The sequence below is a fragment of the Paracoccaceae bacterium genome (assembly GCA_033344815.1).
Classification (GTDB): domain Bacteria; phylum Pseudomonadota; class Alphaproteobacteria; order Rhodobacterales; family Rhodobacteraceae; genus Roseobacter.
This window is the reverse complement of sequence record JAWPMR010000001.1, coordinates 3101176-3118017: the sequence shown is the minus strand read 5'-3', so window position 1 is coordinate 3118017 and position 16842 is coordinate 3101176. Positions and strand designations below refer to the sequence as shown.

The 16842-nt window shown below is 54.2% G+C and carries 17 protein-coding genes and 1 pseudogene; 5 read left to right on the top strand and 13 right to left on the bottom strand.

The genetic code is table 11. From position 1 onward, the window contains the following. Window positions 1-14: 14 nt before the first annotated feature. On the top strand, window positions 15-1403 hold the full coding sequence (locus tag R8G34_14440) for a PepSY domain-containing protein (GenBank protein ID MDW3224061.1): 1389 nt from the start codon (window positions 15-17) through the stop codon (window positions 1401-1403). A 71-nt stretch (window positions 1404-1474) separates the two neighbouring features. On the opposite strand, the gene R8G34_14435 is transcribed toward R8G34_14440, so the two are convergent. From R8G34_14435 to R8G34_14385, 11 genes and pseudogenes are all read right to left on the bottom strand, one after another. Then, window positions 1475-1900, bottom strand: coding sequence for an SRPBCC domain-containing protein (locus tag R8G34_14435; GenBank protein MDW3224060.1), 426 nt, complete (start codon window positions 1898-1900; stop codon window positions 1475-1477). Beyond that, complete coding sequence (locus R8G34_14430) at window positions 1897-2214, bottom strand: metalloregulator ArsR/SmtB family transcription factor (protein ID MDW3224059.1); 318 nt, start codon at window positions 2212-2214, stop codon at window positions 1897-1899. The genes R8G34_14435 and R8G34_14430 overlap by 4 nt, the downstream gene beginning before the upstream one ends. A gap of 91 nt (window positions 2215-2305) precedes the next feature. Beyond that, a complete protein-coding gene (locus R8G34_14425; GenBank protein ID MDW3224058.1) occupies window positions 2306-2953 on the bottom strand; it encodes an RluA family pseudouridine synthase in 648 nt (215 codons plus the stop codon). A 116-nt stretch (window positions 2954-3069) separates the two neighbouring features. Beyond that, window positions 3070-5514 carry an FAD-dependent oxidoreductase gene (locus R8G34_14420; GenBank protein MDW3224057.1) on the bottom strand — a complete coding sequence of 815 codons (2445 nt, stop codon included), beginning with the start codon at window positions 5512-5514 and terminating at the stop codon, window positions 3070-3072. Window positions 5515-5526: 12 nt separating this feature from the next. Then, a complete protein-coding gene (locus tag R8G34_14415; GenBank protein ID MDW3224056.1) occupies window positions 5527-6417 on the bottom strand; it encodes a homocysteine S-methyltransferase family protein in 891 nt (296 codons plus the stop codon). Next, entirely contained in the window at window positions 6414-8864 is a 2451-nt protein-coding gene (locus R8G34_14410) for an FAD-dependent oxidoreductase (GenBank protein MDW3224055.1), read from the bottom strand. The genes R8G34_14415 and R8G34_14410 overlap by 4 nt, the downstream gene beginning before the upstream one ends. Window positions 8865-8876: 12 nt before the next feature. Then, window positions 8877-9263 carry a GFA family protein gene (locus R8G34_14405; GenBank protein MDW3224054.1) on the bottom strand — a complete coding sequence of 129 codons (387 nt, stop codon included), beginning with the start codon at window positions 9261-9263 and terminating at the stop codon, window positions 8877-8879. Further along, on the bottom strand, window positions 9260-9880 hold the full coding sequence (locus tag R8G34_14400; protein MDW3224053.1) for a LysE family translocator: 621 nt from the start codon (window positions 9878-9880) through the stop codon (window positions 9260-9262). The genes R8G34_14405 and R8G34_14400 overlap by 4 nt, the downstream gene beginning before the upstream one ends. Beyond that, a complete protein-coding gene (locus R8G34_14395) occupies window positions 9880-10452 on the bottom strand; it encodes a helix-turn-helix domain-containing protein (protein MDW3224052.1) in 573 nt (190 codons plus the stop codon). Before R8G34_14395 ends, R8G34_14400 begins: the two co-directional genes overlap by 1 nt. 202 nt (window positions 10453-10654) lie before the next feature. Next, window positions 10655-11058, bottom strand: a pseudogene (locus R8G34_14390) (GAF domain-containing protein). After that, the gene (locus tag R8G34_14385) at window positions 11055-12227 is read right to left on the bottom strand and encodes an acetyl-CoA C-acyltransferase (GenBank protein MDW3224051.1); all 1173 of its coding nucleotides are present in this window, start codon (window positions 12225-12227) and stop codon (window positions 11055-11057) included. Before R8G34_14385 ends, R8G34_14390 begins: the two are co-directional and overlap by 4 nt. Window positions 12228-12306: 79 nt before the next feature. Between R8G34_14385 and R8G34_14380 the strand changes: the two genes are divergently transcribed. The 3 genes from R8G34_14380 to R8G34_14370 all read left to right on the top strand — a co-directional run bounded on the left by R8G34_14380 (window position 12307) and on the right by R8G34_14370 (window position 14960). Then, entirely contained in the window at window positions 12307-12645 is a 339-nt protein-coding gene (locus R8G34_14380; GenBank protein ID MDW3224050.1) for an STAS domain-containing protein, read from the top strand. A gap of 26 nt (window positions 12646-12671) precedes the next feature. Next, window positions 12672-13127, top strand: a complete 456-nt coding sequence (locus tag R8G34_14375) for an ATP-binding protein (GenBank protein MDW3224049.1) — start codon at window positions 12672-12674, stop codon at window positions 13125-13127. A gap of 258 nt (window positions 13128-13385) precedes the next feature. Beyond that, window positions 13386-14960 carry a gamma-glutamyltransferase family protein gene (locus tag R8G34_14370; protein MDW3224048.1) on the top strand — a complete coding sequence of 525 codons (1575 nt, stop codon included), beginning with the start codon at window positions 13386-13388 and terminating at the stop codon, window positions 14958-14960. Window positions 14961-14975: 15 nt separating this feature from the next. Here R8G34_14370 and hspQ read toward each other — a convergent pair whose 3' ends face one another. Further along, window positions 14976-15302: a heat shock protein HspQ gene (gene hspQ / locus R8G34_14365; GenBank protein ID MDW3224047.1), complete on the bottom strand. Its 327-nt coding sequence runs from the start codon at window positions 15300-15302 to the stop codon at window positions 14976-14978. Window positions 15303-15551: 249 nt separating this feature from the next. On the opposite strand from hspQ, the gene R8G34_14360 reads away from it, so the two are divergent. Continuing rightward, entirely contained in the window at window positions 15552-16139 is a 588-nt protein-coding gene (locus tag R8G34_14360) for a lytic transglycosylase (protein MDW3224046.1), read from the top strand. Between the two features lie 5 nt (window positions 16140-16144). Here R8G34_14360 and R8G34_14355 read toward each other — a convergent pair whose 3' ends face one another. Then, window positions 16145-16750 (bottom strand): outer membrane lipoprotein carrier protein LolA, encoded by a 606-nt coding sequence (locus R8G34_14355; GenBank protein MDW3224045.1) that lies wholly within the window; start codon window positions 16748-16750, stop codon window positions 16145-16147. Between the last annotated feature and the right edge of the window lie 92 nt (window positions 16751-16842).

Below are 16842 nucleotides of genomic sequence, written 5' to 3'. Positions count from 1 at the left end.
CTTGGAGCCCACACATGACATCAATTGATATTTCTGCGCAGCCCAATGGCGGCGCCAATAAACTCTACTTTGCAGCATGGCGCTGGCATTTTTACGCGGGACTGTTCGTCATCCCCTTTCTGGCGATCCTCGCAATCACCGGGGCATCGATGCTCTGGATTGCATGGATCGACGGGCGTGATGGGGAGCGCACCGGCGTCAGTCCCCAAGAAGTGGTCGCCCCTATTTCCCAGCAGGCCGAGGCGGCCCTTGCCGCAGTTCCCGACGGGACACTCATGCAATATGTCGCGCCGCGCACCGAGGACGTCGCTGCATTGTTTCGCGTGGATGATGGCGAAGACGCAACAATGGTCGCGGTTGATCCCTACACCGCTCAGGTGATTGAGATCTTTCCCCGACGCAGCGGATGGTATGATTTTGCCGACAACTTGCACAGTGAACTGATGCTTGGCGTCACAGGTGATCGACTGTTGGAAACAGCAGCCTCACTGACACTCGTACTGGTCGCCACAGGTCTCTATATGTGGTGGCCCGGTGAGGCAGGTTGGCGCGCGGCATTGATCCCAGGTTTTGGGCGTGGACGTGCAATGTGGAAGTCACTGCACGGTGTTGTCGGCATTTGGATGTCGCTGTTCCTTGTGTTCTTCCTGATTTCCGGACTGGCCTGGGCTGGTATTTGGGGCGGCAAGATCGTGCAGGCCTGGAGCCAGTTTCCCGCCGAGAAATGGGATAATGTGCCCTTGTCCGATGAAACCCACGCCAGCATGAATCACGAGCGTCGCGAAGTGCCCTGGGCATTGGAGCAAACGTCAATGCCCGCCTCTGGAAGCACCTCAGGCACTGCTGGTGTCAGCGGGACTGCCGTAACAATAGATACAATAGATGCCTTTGCGCGAGAAATCGGTTTTGATGCACGTTACCAACTCAATCTACCACAATCTGTGACGGGCGTGTGGACGTTGAGTCGCGATTCCATGAGTACCGACAGCACGGATCCGATGTCCGACCGCACCGTGCATGTTGATCAACACACCGGGAACATTCTGGCAGACGTCCGGTATGAGGACTATTCACTTGCTGGCAAAGCGATGGCTGTTGGCATTGCCTTGCACATGGGTACCTTGGGTTTGTGGAGCGTCCTGGCAAATACGGTGGTTTGCTTGTCGGTTCTGTTTTTATGCGTCAGTTCGGTTGTGCTCTGGTGGAAACGACGCCCGGTGAACACGCCCCGCCTTGCTGCCCCCCCGATGCCCAAAGAATTACCCTTGTGGCAAGGCGCTGTACTGGTTGGGCTCGCTGTTTCGATGGCTTTTCCAATGGCTGGGCTTGCTTTGCTGACGGTGCTTGCAGTGGATATTTTGTTTCTGTCTCGCCTACCGAAACTACGCCGCTACCTGACTTGAGGTGACGACCGCGCCGCTTGTGTAAGCGGCGCAGTCAAAGCTCAGGGTCTCTTGAAAGGCGCAAGTGAGATTTAGGCGGGAACCGGTTCATGAAGCGCTTCGCGCATCTGCATGAAGTGTTTGTCCCATCCGTTGTCGAGCGCCAGGACCAGATCGAAAGCCTCTGCGGCGGCGGGCAGGCCCGAATGCTCCAATGACAATTGCGTGCCGCCTGGAACCTCGACAAGCGTCCATTTAACCAGGCTGACGGCATCTCCCATCGGTTTCACAGTAAACGTGTGTTCAAGATATTCTGGCGCGCGGGCCACTTTGACCTCTCCCCAGATCAATAGATCTCCGCTGGTTGTGCCAAACATTTCAAGTTTTCCGCCTGCCACCAGCGTCTGCTTAGGCGCGTGGAACCATTTGGCGAGCTTGTCTGGCTCTGTCAAAAAGGCCCAAACCTCAGAGCGGGAGGCCTTTAAGAAGATGGTTTTGTGCAAAATGGGGTCGGTCATTTTTTGTCCTTTTCTATTGCTGTCTTAAGATTGGAGAGGCGATCATCCCAGAAGACATCGAAGTACCTGAGCCACTGGATGACGGGCGCAATCCCATCAGGGTTGATCGTATTAATACGTTCGCGACCACTGGTCCGGACGCTAATCAATCCGCCATCAGACAGAACGGTCAGGTGTTTTTTGACTGCTGCACGGGTCATGTCGAAATTGTCGGCAACTTGTGCAATTGTCAGATCGCGACCGCGCAACATCACCAGAATGTCGCGCCGCGTAGGGTCAGCCAATGCGCGAAATGTCGATTGTGGCAGGGCCATGTGTCCTCCTTTATGATACTAATTGGTATCTCTTTTACGAAACCAAATGGTATCATGTCAAGCATCTTTCACAGCGATGTTGGTGGAGGAATTAGAATGGCAGCGGTGCGCGGACCTTGGTAGATTTTCCACCCTGTGGGTGATTGAAACGCAGTTCCTGGCTATGCAGCATCAGGCGCTCATAATCGCGCGCAGGGCCGGTTGCATAAAACGGATCACCAAGAATGGGATGACCAAGGCTCAGCATATGAACACGTAACTGGTGGCTGCGTCCTGTATGTGGTTGCAGCCTCACACGCGCTGTCTGACCCTCGTCTTTGAGCACACGCCAGTCTGTCTGCGCGGGCTTTCCAGTATCATGGCACACCATCTGTTTAGGGCGATTGGGCCAATCCACAATCAGTGGTAAATCCACAGTACCGGTTTTTTCGGCGGGCACGCCCCAAACCCGCGCGACATAGGTCTTCTTGGTCATGCGTTTTTCGAACTGCAAGCCCAGATGCCGTTGCGCGTGTGGTGTAAGTGCAAAGATCATCACCCCGGACGTGTCGCGATCCAACCGATGTACAAGAAGTGCGTCCGGGAATGCACTCTGCACCCGCGCAAGCAAACAATCCACCAAATCTGGTCCCTTACCCGGCACCGACAACAACCCCGCAGGTTTATCAACCAGCAAGACTTCTGCGTCTTCATGCAATACGGAGATTGGATCCTGAGGCGGGCAGTAATTTGAACTCATCCCATCTGCTCGCAGAACAGGGGGCTATACGCAACCCTTTCGCCTCCCGACAACAAAGGTGGCCTGAAGCCCACCTTACCCGATTGCAGGTAGGGTGGGCTTCAGGCCACCCCGGTTCAAACCTTCACGCGCTCTGATTTTGGATCATACATCGGCCTCAACGAGGCCTCCGCCTCCACCAATGTACCTGCAACGTCGATATGATATTGCGAGGCCAATACGTCTGCTGCCGTCTCTCCTGCGCAAGGCACATAGCCAAGCCCCATCGCGCCGCCCAGCGTATGACCGTAAGCCCCGGAGGCAAGATACCCGACCAATTCACCATTCCGCATGACCGGTTCATTGTGATAGAGTAATGGCTCCGCATCCTTCAGCTTAAACTGTAAAAGCCGGTTCTTGAGACCCTCTTCTTTTTTGCGTAGGACTGCATCCCGCCCAATGAAATCCAGCTTGTCTGTCTTGACCGCAAATCCAAGTCCTGCTTCCAATACGTGATCTTCACAGGTGATATCATGACCGAAGTGGCGGAACCCTTTTTCCATCCGCGCGCAATCCATCATATGCATGCCGCATAGCTTCAGATCTAACGTCTGCCCTGCCTCCATGAGTGTCTCGAAAGCATGACCTGCCATATCGCTGCTGACATAGATTTCCCAACCAAGTTCGCCGACATAGGTCACTCGGTGTACCCGCGCGAGGCCCATGCCCAATTCGATCTCCTGAGAGGTCCCAAACGGATTGACATCATTGCCAAAATCATTGGGCGACACCAATTGCAGAAGTTCGCGAGAACGTGGACCCATAACAGCCAAAACACCCTCGCCCGCGGTCATATCGGTGATCACTACGTTAAAATCACCCACATGGCGCATCATCCAGGTTTGATCCGCCAGCCTTGTTGCCGCAGGTGTCACCACCAAAAACGCCGTTTCAGTGAGCCGCGTCACGGTCACATCCGCCTCGATCCCACCGCGCGCGTTCAGAAACTGAGTATAAACAATCTTGCCAGCGGGCACATCATATTGCCCGCCGCCCACATAGTTCATAAAGGCCACCGCATCGCGACCCTCAACCCGGATTTTACCGAAAGAGGACATGTCATACATGCCCACATTGTTGCGGATCGCTGACACTTCATCAGCAACGTTGTCAAAGAAGTTTTGGCGCTTCCATGTGTATTCATATTCCGCCGTCTGCGTCGGTTTCGCGATCCAATTTGCGCGTTCCCAGCCTGCAAGTTCGCCCATCACAGCACCATTGTTGATCAGGTGCTGATGGAAAGGCGAGCGTCTGACACCACGTGCAGTTTCCTTCTGACGGAATGGAAAGTGATCGGCATAAAGCAGGCCCAAAGATTCCGTGGAGCGTTCAAACAAGTATTTTTTGTTACCCTGAAACGGTTGCATCCGGCTGATATCAACATCACCCAAGTCGAAAGGCTTTTCCCCGTCTTCCATCCATTGCGCCAAGGCCATACCGGCCCCACCCGCAGATTGGATACCGATGGAGTTAAAGCCCGCAGCGACCCAGAAGTTATCCAACTCCGGCGCCAGCCCCAGATGATAAGCATCGTCCGGCGTGAATGATTCAGGTCCATTGAAAAACGTATGAATGCCCGCTTCGGCGAGCATCGGCATCCGCTCGACAGCGGCCTCCAGAATGGGCTCAAAGTGATCGAAATCTTCGGGCAATTGGTCAAATTCAAAGTCGGGCGAAATACCGTTCATACCCCAGGGTTTGGCATTGGGTTCAAACGCCCCAAGCAACATCTTCCCGGCGTCTTCCTTGTAATACGCGCATTCATCGGGCACGCGCAAAACCGGCAATTGTTTCAAACCTGCGATGGCCTCGGTCACGATATAGAAATGTTCGCAAGCATGCAGCGGCACATTCACGCCAGCCATGCGGCCCACTTCATGACCCCACATGCCGCCACAATTCACCACCATGTCCGCCGTGATGTGACCGCTGTCGCCGTCCTGCTCCCAATCCACACCTGTCACACGACTTCCGTCTCGCACGATTCGCGTGACTTTGGTGCGTTCCAGCACTTGTGCCCCGCGTTGCCGCGCGCCTTTGGCCAAGGCCAGTGCGATGTTCGCCGGGTCGCCCTGCCCATCCTTGTCCAGATAAACCGCACCAGTCACCCCGTCGATGTTCAGATGTTCATACCGGGTCTTGACCTCTGAGGGCGAGATTTCTTCGACATCCACTCCAAAGGCGCGTGCCATGGCGGCCTGACGCAGAATTTCTTCGCGCCGTTCCTCGGTCAGGGCAACGGTGATCGAACCACAGCGTTTGAAACCCGTTGCCACACCGGTTTCGGTCTCAAGGTTGCCGTACAGCTCCTGACTGTACTTTGCCAGTTTGGTCATATTGGCCGTTGCGCGCAGCTGCGCGATCAGCCCCGCCGCATGCCATGTGGTGCCTGACGTCAATTGCTTGCGTTCCAGCAAAACAACGTCTTTCCAACCCAGTTTGGTCAGGTGGTACGCAACGGAACAGCCAATAACGCCGCCCCCGATGATGACGACGCGCGCATGAGACGGTGGCACAGCCATATCAGTCTTCCTTCAAACGATTGTGTGACCGGCTGCTTCGAGTCGGTGTGCGATTTCAGAGATGTGGCTTGGGCTGACTTCGCAGCACCCCCCCACGATTGTGGCACCCAGCCCAACCCATTCCATGACGTATCCGGCGTAAGCGCGGGGGCCCATGTCGCGCCGGGCCTTGAGCACGTCTACTGTAGCCTTTTCTTTCAGAAAATCCTCGGTGATCAACTCGAAGGCATTTGCGTATCCACCAAAGGGTTTGCCCGCCTGTGCTATAATCGGCAGGCCCAGCGTCACCGCTTCCGGTGCCGAACAGTTGATCAATACCGCATCCGCCTGTGCGGCGATTTCCAGCACGTCTTCCAGTGGTTCGTCCGAGCGCAGACGGGCACCATCCGTGTCGGACACGGTAAGCGACAGCCAGACCGGTAAATTCGTTTCTAGAGTTGCCGCCAGTGAATCCCGCGCGTGCGCCACCGAAGCAACGGTTTCAAGGATCAGCAGATCGCAATCATCAGCCAGATTTTGCGCGATTTCCTTAAAAAGTGGCACCGACACGTCGGATGCAGGATGCAAATCAGGCTGATAGCTTGCACCCAGTGGGCCGATTGCGCCTGCGATCCGCCCTGATCCGTGTGCCGATTGCGCGGCTTTAGCTTCCGAAAGCGCTGTGCGATGCAGCAGATCAAACTGTCCTTCCATACCAGTACCTTCCAACCTGTCATGATGGATGGCATATGTATTGGCCGTGGCAATTGTAGCGCCTGCGGCAAAGAAGTCTGCATGCACACCCTGCACCATACCAGGATGATCAATCATCACCTGTGTCGACCACAAGGGTGTGGGCCGGTCCCCGGCGCGGTGAATCAGTTCCTGTCCCATGCCCCCGTCAAGAAGAGTGATCTGGCTCATGCGCGGAGTCTTTCGTTGTCGGGATCCCACAGGGGCTCGTCGGGTTGAACTGTGGCCTTGCACCGCTTTCCATAGATCTCGACCTCTACTTCGGTCCCCGGCGTTGTCAGATCCATCCGCAACATGCCAAGCGCGACCGATTTATTGATCCGGTAACCCCAATCCCCTGATGTCGTTTCCCCAACGACCTCGCCATTGTGAAACAACGGAGACATGTAAGGCGCGTCCTGATCCCCGGCGTCCACAACCAGCGTGACGAATTGCTTTTTGCAGCCTTTCTGCTTTTCGTTAAGCAAGGCCGCTTTGCCCGGGAAGTCTTGCGGCTTACCAAAGCGAATGAAACGCTCCAGTCCACCCTCAAGCAAAGTGTAATCTGTCGACAGATCTCCCTTCCAGGTGCGATATCCTTTTTCGATCCGCAATGAATTCAACGCATACATACCGAAGGGCGTCGCCCCCGCAGAGAGGACTGCATCGTAGATTGCAGGGATATCGGCGTTCATTGCATGAATTTCCCACCCCAATTCTCCCGCAAAGGACACACGCAGCAGGGCCACCCAACCGCCTGCAATCTCAGTTTCCTGAAAGCTGAGCCACGGCAAGGAGAGGTCGGCACCACATATTCCAGACAGCATCGCGCGCGACTGCGGCCCCGTCACGATCAGGGTCGACATCCGATCGGTCCAGTCTTCAATAGTAAAGGCGCACTCAGCGGGCATATGCCCTTCGAGAAATTCTCGATCATGCCATTGTGCCGGTGCGGCTGTCACCAGAACAAAACTGTCTTCGCCCTCACGGGTAATCGACATTTCGGTAACGATCCGACCGCGTTCATTGGAGAAATACACCAAACCGACGCGTCCGATCTTCGGCAGGGCACCCGTCACGAGGCCGCGCAGCCATTCGTCCGCCCCGGCACCCCGTATCTTAAACCTTGAAAAACCGGGCAGATCGAGAACACCAGCCCGATCACGCACGGCTTCAACCTCTTCTTTGACCCGCTGCGTCCACGGTCCCTGACGTTCCCATGTTTCTGTCGCAGCTTCTGAAGTATCATCACCGGGTTTGGCGAACCAATTGGCGCGTTCCCACCCGTTGTAAGCCCCCATCTGGCCGCCCGCGGCGATCAAGGCGCCGTGATTGGGCGAGTGTTTCTTGTCCCGTCCTGCGGGCCACTCGTGATATGGGAAATGCATCGCATATTCATGGCCATAAGTTTCCATAGCCTTGCTCAGGCAATAGTCGTGATCCGCATAATCGGTATAACGGCGCGGATCGACGGCCCACATATCCAGTTCGGTCTCACCATGCATGATCCATTCGCTGAGACATTTGCCCGCACCGCCGCCTTGGGCAATGCCGAAAGTGAACGAATGCGCCTCAAAGGCGTTTTTCACACCGGGCATCGGGCCGACCATCGGTAACCCGTCAGGCGCGTATGGAATAGGTCCGTTGATGTTGCGACCAACTCCGGCGGTGCCCAGAGCAGGAACGCGCTCCATGGCGTCTTCAATGTAGAACTCGAGGCGCTCTAGATCATCTGGGTAAAGCTGGAAGGAGAAATCGTCGGGCATCGGATCTTCAGGCGTCACCCAATGCGCCTTACAATTGCGCTCATAAGGGCCAAGATTCAGGCCGTTTTTATCCTGCCGCAGGTAATAACTGATGTCCACGTCGCGGATCATCGGCATCTTGTGGCCCTTTTCCTTGGTCCACTCGGCCAGTTCTGGAATCTCGTCAGTTAGGAAATACTGGTGGCTCATCACGACCATGGGCACCGTTCGTCCGCCAAATGGCTTGAACATTTCGCCCACACGCTGTGCATAATATCCGGCGCAGTTGGCCACATATTCACAACGGATATCACCTTTTTCAGTCTTGACGATCCATTCATCACCATCCCGTTCGATGCCTGTTGCCGGGCAGAACCGTTCGATCCGTCCGCCCGCATCACGTGCCCCTTTCGCCAACGCCTGCGTCAGCTGTGCCGGGTCGATGTCCCCATCAAGCGGATCCCAAAGTCCGCCCTCAAGGTCGTGGGTTTCCATGAAAGGATTGTATTCTTTGAGCTCTTCCGGCGTGCAAATGCCCATCTCAAGGCCCTGATACCGACCCATTGAGGCGACCTTTTCAAATTCCATCATCCGGTCTTTGGAATGCGCCAGACGCAAGGCTCCGGTCACATGATAGTTCATCGGATAATCGACATCTTTGGCCAGCGTCCGATACATTTCCAGCGAATAGCGCTGCATGTTCATGACCGCCCAGGACCCGGCAAAGTTCGGGCAATTTCCAGCCGCATGCCATGTCGATCCAGCGGTCAGTTCGTTTTTTTCCAACAACACACAGTCTTTCCAGCCTGCTTTTGCCAGATGATAGAGTGTCGAAGTTCCAACCACCCCGCCCCCGATAATAACAACGCGCGCTGTTGTTGGGAAATCTGCCATTTCTATAACCCCTTATTGGTCATGTTGCGGACGTCCATCCGCGATGTCGTAGTAATCGCCCTTATCAGCGACGAAAATGTGTTTTTCTGTGGTGATGCCGGTTGCGCCATCCAAAGTGCCCGACATGACAGAAACAGCGCCTTCGTCATCCACATGGCGCCAGAACAGCGAGGACCCGCAGGCGTTGCAGAACCCACGATGCGCCCCTGGCGAAGATTGATACCACACCAGCGTCGCGTTTTCCGTAATTTCTAGCTGGTCTGCTCCAACTTGTGTGGCCGAGACATAATGCCCACTGGTTTTGCGGCATTGTTGGCAATGACACGCGACCGAATTGCGAAGATCACCGCTCAAGGTATATTTTACAGCACCACAGAGGCAGCTTCCCTTGCGTGTCATGATCTCACCGGTGCACTGCTGGCGCCCAACAAAAGGCCATATATGATGAAACAAACGCTCATCACACGGCGCACCCAGACATTGAAAACCGCGCCAAGCGCCGCACGCCCAATGCCAGCGCCAAGCGCTGTGAAACCCGTGTAACTCAGGGCCGTAATCACAAGCGCGGTCGGCATGATCAGACCCATTTGCCCCCAGATTGGCACATCCGGTTGGACGAATTGGGAAAAAGCGGCGAGATAACCAGCGACGCTTTTGGGATTGATTGTCGCAATCGCTAATGCGCGCAAATAGACTGAACGCGCGGGTTTATCGCTGATCACAACCGGTTGCTTGGCCAGCAACCAGCCGCGCACGCCCAAGTAGATCAAAAAGCCTGCGCCGATCAATTTGGCAATGAAAAAGCCAGTAGGCGACGCGGCGATCAATGCCGTTACGCCTAGTGCTGAAAGGATCAGAAACAAAGCCGCTTGCGTCAGGATGGCCAAGACGCCCACCATGCCGCGCCCAAACCCAAGGATCATACCGTTGCTAATGCAGTTGACGGCATTTGGCCCCGGGGTTGTCACGAAAACCACCCAGAAAAGCGCGAATATGATCCAGGCTTCAAAACTCATCAGTAGACCGGCGGCGCAATGACCCAGATCGCCACGGCAGGCGCATCATAGGGGTTCGACCAACGGAAAGGTTCGCCCCGAATACGGAAGCTGTCACCGGGGTGGATCACATGGTTCTTGCCCGCAATCTCCAGATCCAACTTGCCCTGGATCAGATAGCCGACCTCTTGAGTCGGCCGCGTGACGCGTTCGACAATCTTGCTGTGAGGGGCAAATGTCGAGTGAACCATCTCGAAGTCATCTGTCAGATCAGGGGAAAGCAGTTCCTCAACCAATCCTGCAACGGATGATCCGATTGGACGACGCGCTGTTTTTCGGACAATAAACCCTGCCTCATCCACCGGCGCAGCAGAATGGCGGAAAAGCATGGAAACCGAAACATCGAGCGCCGCCGCAATGTGACGTAAATCCGTAATCGAAGGCTCGGATTTGTCGCGTTCCACCTGACTGAGCCATCCAACAGAACGCCCCAGTTTACCCGCCAGTTCCGCGAGCGTCAGATTGCGGGTCTTGCGCAGGGCACGAAGGTCAGCGCCGAGCGTGTCGGGGTGTGATGGAAGGCTGTGGCGCATGCTTTATGAAATTTCCCGTCTTTTTTTCATATTGCCCTGAGTCTGTGAAAAAATCCAGCTGAATTTCACATTCTTGATTGAAATTTCCGTAAGGTCCCCTGCGGAAGGGATGCCGCGCAATGACACAACAGGACGTATCATGCAAAACGCGTCAGATGCGCGCAAAGACCAACTTGAAAATGATGCCCAGTTCTTCTGCGTCCTAATCAGTGAACGCATCCGGTTGATCACTGTCAATGTCGAATACAGCGATGAGGTCTCCGTTGCCATTCCTGACGGGCAAAACCAATTCGGATTTCGTGGACGACGCACATGCAATATGCCCATCAAAAGAAGCAACATCTGAAACCAACTGTACTTGCCCCGTGCGCGCTGCGGCACCGCAAACCCCACGATCAAATAGGATCACCGGACAGCCATGCCCGCCTTGATAAGGCCCGATTTTTAGCACGTCCGGCGCGGTCATGCGGTAAAAACCGGTCCAGTCAAACCGGCGTCCGAATGATGCACCTCGCAGGTAACGGTCGCCATCAATGCCACAGCATCCGTTTCCCCGTTGGTCAGTGATCTGATCGTTTCTGACAAATCACCATAGTCGACGGTCACAGGCGTTCAATTGCAACGGCTGTGCCTTCACCGCCTCCTATACAAATCGCCGCGATACCCCGCTTTGCGTCACGTTTCTCCATTGCATTCAACAATGTGACCAGAATGCGTGCGCCGGATGCACCGATCGGGTGACCCAAGGCACAAGCGCCGCCATTGACGTTTACGATATCATGAGCAAGGCCCATTTCATGCATGAAAGCAAGCGGTACAACCGCGAATGCTTCGTTAACTTCCCAAAGGTCCACGTCGTCCTTTTCCCATCCGATCCGGGCCAGTAACTTCTGCGCTGCTGGCACCGGGGCAGTGGTGAAAAGGCCCGGTGCCTGCGCGTGACTTGCATGCCCAACAACCCGCGCTCGGACATTCAAACCCTTGGTGCGCGCAGCATCTCCTGACGCAAGAACAAGCGCTGCCGCGCCGTCCGAAATCGACGATGCGTTTGCCGCGGTGACCGTACCACCTTCACGGAAAGCCGGTTTCAGTTGCGGTATTTTTTCCGGGCGCGCGGTAGCAGGTTGTTCGTCGCTTGAAATGACCACAGTGCCTTTGCGTGATCGAACCGAGACGGTCGTAATTTCCTCTTCAAACGCGCCGGATTTTTGCGCCTCCAGTGCGCGCGATAAAGAGGTCAGCGCATAAGCATCCTGGACCTCACGCGTGAATTGGAAGACTTCAGCACAATCCTCTGCAAAAGTGCCCATCAGGCGCCCTTTGTCATAGGCATCTTCCAGACCGTCCAGAAACATATGGTCGATCACTTGAGCATGGCCCAATCGCGCGCCATCCCGCATTTTTGGCAGCATGTAGGGCGCATTTGTCATGCTTTCCATACCACCGGCGAGCACGACACTGCTTTGCCCAAGGGCTATTTGATCATATGCTATCATCACGGCTTTCATGCCTGACCCGCACATTTTGTTGAGCGTGGTCGCTGGTACTTCATCGCCCAATCCCGCTTTGAAGCTGGCCTGCCGCGCCGGCGCTTGGCCCTGCCCCGCGGGCAAAACACAGCCCATCATCACTTCATCAACCGTGGTTGAACCAGCCCCATGAAGCGCCGCTTTGAATGCAACACCTCCGAGATCGGAAGCCTCCAATGTGCTGAAATCTCCCTGAAATCCGCCCATTGGGGTCCGTGCAGCGCCCGCTATGAAAACATCCTGCATCTCTGCGTCTCCTTGATGCCTAATGGATTCGTAAGACTTGTCCGTTAAGGCGATACCAAACCTATGATGAGGCTACATTATGCAACTCTCCAAACAAACAGAAGACGCACTGTGCATCGTTTCGGTTCAGGAAGAACGAATCGACGCTGCGGTCGCGCTTGCTTTTAAGGATGCCATGCGGGTTCAGACAGATGGATGCAAGGACATCGTCGTCCTCGACCTCAGCGAAGTACAATTCATTGATTCCAGTGGGCTGGGCGCGATTGTCTCCGCCATGAAGAACCTCGGCGTTGAGCGTAAAATGGCGCTCGCTGGATTAAATCCGACGGTCGAACGAGTCTTTCAATTGACGCGAATGGATACAGTTTTCAGCGTCTTCACAACAGTTGACGGCGCCCTTGCAGAACTTCAACACTAGCGCTTGCGCAAGGAAGTCACTCACAAATGGCACGATTGCCCCCATTTGAAGCCTCCATCAAAAGCAACGCAATGGCTGTAAGAGAAGTGCTCTCTCAATTTGCGCAAGCTTTGAGCCCCTTGGATTTAGACAAAGAAGAAGCCGGAACCGTCGAACTGGTCCTTGCGGAAGCCCTCAACAACATTGTTGAACACGCTTACTCAACGCAAAACACGGGCGCTCGCATAAAAGTTTCATGTACACATCATGCCGATGGCCTGCATTTGCAAATTTCTGATCAAGGCGAGGAAATGTCGATCGTTACACTTACTGAGCGCACACGCGCTCCATTTGATTTAACCCTTGATGAGCTTCCGGAAGGTGGTTTCGGCTGGTTCCTAATACAGGATCTTGCAAAAGATATTTTATATCAGAGAGTTGATCAGGAAAATCATCTGTCAATGAGGTTGGCCGTTGGCTTGGAACACCCATGTGATTGCTAAGTTCTCCTTGCATAGCGCCTCATTTACTGCATGAAATTTCGCAAAGCGGCCGTTTTAGCATCATAAATCCGCCTCAATCACAGCGCATATGTGGGGCATAGCTAACAATAGCTTTCCTCGGCGCTGCATGTAATAGCCCCCACCCAATGTGTAGCGTCGAGGATCCCACTCCCCGTTTCATCAGGTGAACAACCCCGCCATGGACATTAGCGCATGGGCCGTTATTTTGCAGAAAAACAGGCTGCAAAGGGTTCTTACATGCGCGATTTTCATTTTCCCGGGCGATCACCTGTCCTTGCAACTAACGGTATGTGCGCAACCTCACATCCTCTTGGAGCCAAAGCAGCAATAAACATACTTGAACAGGGCGGCAATGCAATGGATGCGGCCATTGCCGGGGCTCTTGTCCTCGGCATCTGCGAGCCACAAATGACCGGAATTGGTGGTGACTGCTTTGTGCTTTGGCATACAGGCGACGGCGACGTGAAAGCATTGAATGGCTCAGGTCGGGCACCAAATGCACTGGACGCCTCTGATTTGCGCGCCGGAGGCAACAAAATAGTACCTGTGCAAAGCCCCCATTCTGTGACGATCCCGGGTGCAATTGACGCGTTCTGCCACCTATCTGATAATGTAGGAAAAATCGGGTTGGAGGCGATTTTGAAACCCGCAATCAACGCTGCAGAAAATGGTGTACCGGTCACGCCGCGTGTGGCATTTGATTGGATCAATGACGCACCCGTTCTGCAAGGAAAAGCGCGCGATTACTACCTTTTGAACGGCAAGGTCCCGAACGTCGGTCAGGTTTTTCGCGCGCCGGGTCAGGCCGAAATTCTGCGCCGCATCGCGCAAAAGGGCCGTGACGCATTTTACGCAGGCGAAATTGCCGAAGACATGGTCAGCACCCTAAACGCACTCGGCGGGCTGCACACGTTAGACGATTTTGCGAATACGGCCTGTACCCCGACGAGGCCCATTTCAGGCGCTTACAAGGACATCCAAGTTGTCGAGCATCCCCCAAACGGACACGGCGCGACCGCTCTGCTAATGATGAATATTCTGTCCCAGTTCGATGTTTCGGGTATGGATCCTGTGGGGGCGGAGCGTGCGCACCTAGAGGCTGAAACAGCTAAGCTGGCGTATGATACGCGCAACCGGTTTCTGGCGGACGCTGATTACACCACACGTCTGGAACACATGCTGAGCATGGACACCGCAAAGGCATTGGCCGCGCTAATTGATCCGCGAAAAGCGATGGCAAATGCCACCACGATTTCAGAAAGCGTGCACAAAGATACGATATATATCACCACTGTGGATCGTGACGGGATGACCGTGTCACTGATTTACTCCATTTTTCATGGGTTTGGCTCAGGCATTGCATCCGACAAATTTGGAATTTTGCTGCAAAACAGAGGTGCTGGCTTCACCCTCGAAGAGGATCATCCAAATGAGTTGAAAGGCGGCAAGCGCCCGATGCACACGATTATTCCCGCGATGGTGCGCAAAAAGGGTAAAGTCATCATGCCCTTCGGTGTGATGGGCGGTGCCTATCAGCCCGCAGGTCATGCAAGCTTTGCGTCGAACATTGCGGATTTTGGGATGGACCCGCAGACCGCAATTGATCTGCCTCGCGCATTTTCTGATCAGGGCGATATGAAGGTGGAGCGCGGTTTCTCAGATCAGGTGCGCCAACAGCTCAGTGACATCGGCCACAATGTGAGTATCCCCGAAACCCCAATCGGCGGCGCTCAGGCGATCTTGATCCGGGATGACGGGGTTTTGGAAGGCGCCAGTGATCCACGCAAAGACGGTTGCGCATTGGGATATTAAGTCTGCTGTAAAGCGTCAGTTCAATTGAAAGTGGAGCGGATAGGTCCCATTGCTGAACGGACCAAACAAATCGGGAATGTCCGGATGATCCACCGGCTCCCCTGAATAATCGGCAATCAGGTTCTGCTCTGAGACATAGGCCACATAATAACTCTGATCATTTTCAGCGAGCAAATGGTAATAAGGTTGATCTTTTACAGGGCGGCTGTCTTCGGGGATTGCCTCATACCACTCTTCGGTATTGGCAAATTCCGGATCGACATCAAAGATTACACCCCGGAAAGGATGTTTCTTGTGGCGGACAACTTGGCCCAAATGATATTTTGCAAGTGTTTTCAACATAGCCAGCAAATCCCTTAACGTCCGATTTTAGACCCTTCAAGGGGTATTTGTCCAATCACGCCCGGCCTTTTTTGAGAAACAGTCTGTGATCATTGCACGAACAGTCACAAGTATATGCGAAACGGGTTGCAAAAATGGCTAACACCTTCAAAAAACGTGATTTGATCTGCCCACAATTGGAAATGCAATTCCCTAGGGATGCTTTTTAGGCTACACTGCTCGAAAATATAAGAAATAAGCGAGAGGCAGATGAGCAGAACTCTTCGCGCTATGATCCTGGTTCTATTGGTTGCCTCCTGTGGAGGGGGCCAAGGAAGCGCGCCGCGTCATCTTGACGATGCGTGCAGAATCACCAGTGAGCGCCCTGAATACTTGAGAGCTTTCCGAAAGACAGAACAGAAATGGGGCGTTCCCGTTCATGTTCAGATGGCAACAATGCATCAGGAAAGCAAATTCATATCCAACGCGCGCACACCACATAAGTATGCGCTTGGCGTGATCCCGATGGGACGTCAATCCAGCGCGTATGGATATGCGCAAGCGCTGGACGGTACGTGGGATGATTATAAAAAAGCGACCGGCAAGCGATTTGCACGGCGTGACCGGATCAAAGATGCATCCGATTTCATGGGATGGTACATGGTGACCAGCCGGTCCAAAAACGGAATTCCACTGACGGACACGCGCAACCAGTATCTTGCCTACCATGAAGGCCACACCGGATATGCGCGCGGGAGTTACAATCGCAAATCATGGTTGTTGCAGGTCGCAAATAAGGTTGATCAGCGCGCCGATGTCTATCAGGCGCAGCTTGCGACCTGTATGCTAAGACGCTGAACAGCCTACCTTTCCCGGCTTTGCAATGCGACGCCGGGGTCAAACAATGTGTTGCGCAGACTGATGCCAGTTTCAAGATCGCCAAGAACAACGGTGGTCCGCCCCCCGTTTGCATCGTTTATGGTCCACTGCCGAAGTTGGACCGGTTCATCGGTGAAACTCATTTGGATGGTACCATAGTCGGCGTTATCGGGGTCTTGTGCAGTCACAACTGTTGCAGAGCCATCAAAGTCATGGCCCGTTACCATGCGTGCGCGATCCAGATTAACCTGACGCGCTAGAATCAAGGACAAGGGAGTCCGGTTCAGCGGATAAGTCTCGGGAGGCTGGTTTGATTTTTTGTCAATGATCACGACGGCATTCGCGCTGGCAAGCACAAGCGCCTGTTCCGGCGGGTCATATTCGAAACGCATTCTACCCGGGCGACTGATATACAGGGTGCCGCTGCTGATTGTCCCATCATCATTGATCTGCGTGAACGTGGCTTGCGCCGTTTTGAAGCTATTGAAATAACTGGATATGTCACTAAGTGGCAATTTTTCCGCCGCAGCGCGTAGCGTCGAAATGCTGGCAAAACCAAAGAGCAATGCGACCAAAAGAACATGTTTCATCAAGGGCTCCCAACCAATTCTGTCTTCTATACCTAGGTCTCGGGGGAGTGTTATGCGATATCAACAGTGGAAAAATTCCGCAGAACCCGTGG